This is a genomic window from Mesorhizobium sp. M4A.F.Ca.ET.020.02.1.1, from assembly GCF_004022645.1.
Taxonomy (GTDB): Bacteria; Pseudomonadota; Alphaproteobacteria; order Rhizobiales; family Rhizobiaceae; genus Mesorhizobium.
Window position 1 is genome coordinate 1 of record NZ_RZOI01001206.1, and the last position, 961, is coordinate 961.

Annotated in this window: 2 protein-coding genes; one reads left to right on the forward strand and one right to left on the reverse strand. The window is 61.5% G+C overall.

Annotated elements, in window-relative coordinates:
- The first annotated feature begins 204 nt into the window (after window positions 1–204).
- Window positions 205–387: a hypothetical protein gene (locus EN742_RS36095; protein ID WP_245482525.1), complete on the forward strand. Its 183-nt coding sequence runs from the start codon at window positions 205–207 to the stop codon at window positions 385–387.
- 128 nt (window positions 388–515) lie between these two features.
- Here EN742_RS36095 and EN742_RS36100 read toward each other — a convergent pair.
- On the reverse strand, window positions 516–961 hold a 446-nt coding region (locus tag EN742_RS36100; RefSeq protein WP_128333945.1), incomplete at its 5' end, for a DUF1254 domain-containing protein.

Here is a 961-nt window from a genome sequence, read left to right on the forward strand (position 1 = left end):
AATCCGAAGATGACACGGAAGATACGCCCGACACTCGACACAACCCTGGCGACGCTCGACCGAACCGTGCCGGTTTCGCGTGCATCAGAAACAAAGTTCAAATTAGCGGCGATCCGTTAGCGCTCCGTTAACCCTCTGCCCGCCTTAATCATATTTGGAGGCGTTGCGTTGTGCTCCGGGGCAACCGAGAGGAATACGCGAACCATGGGCATGGTACTGTCTTTCGTGCCGCGACCGGCACCCGTAAATCGAGCAGCTCGGGACACCGGCACACCGGCGGCGGTGATCATCTTCCCCGGCGTCCGCTATGAACAGCCGCCGCTGACCGGCCAGTCGCGTCCGGCCGATCCGAACGAGCCGCCGCGGACGCCTGTTCCGCATCACTAGACCAATTCCAGGAAAAGTGTGAAACGGTTTTCCGTTCCGAATTGTGCCAATAAAAAGATAGAGCGCCGCGCGTCCGTTCGGGCGCGCAAAGGACCTTCCAAGAATTAGAATCCGCGTGCGCTGCCTGGTCAGTAATCCTGCAGCTCGCAGGAACTCTGCTCCAGGAACCGTGACACGATCGGTTTCCAGCTGTCGTCCGGCACGAAGGCACGGATGACGAAGATGCCTTCCTCGATCGGCGCCTCAACGAAGATCGCACCCTGCAGCTCCTCCGGAAGTTCCCGGCGCACATCAATCATCTGCGCCGGCGTCAGCACCACTGTGTCGAGCACGCCGCCGGTCGCGGTGTGATCGTTGAAGGAATAGAAATTGTGGCCGTTGCGGTCATAGACCGACACCGACCAGAACGGCACGTGGCCCGGTGCCTTGATGCGCACCATGCCTTCGGCGAGGTCGAAGCGGCATGCCGCCGCGTAGAATAGCGGATCGACCGATTTCACCACCGGCGCGCCGCCGGCCTCGGCGTCGAGCCTGGTCATCCGGTATAGGTCCGAGGCCATCGCCAGCCGCGACC

Coding starts and splice junctions, on each gene's coding strand:
- EN742_RS36095 (WP_245482525.1), top strand. CDS start 205: ATGGGCATGGTACTGTCTTTCGTGCCGCGACCGGCACCCGTAAATCGA.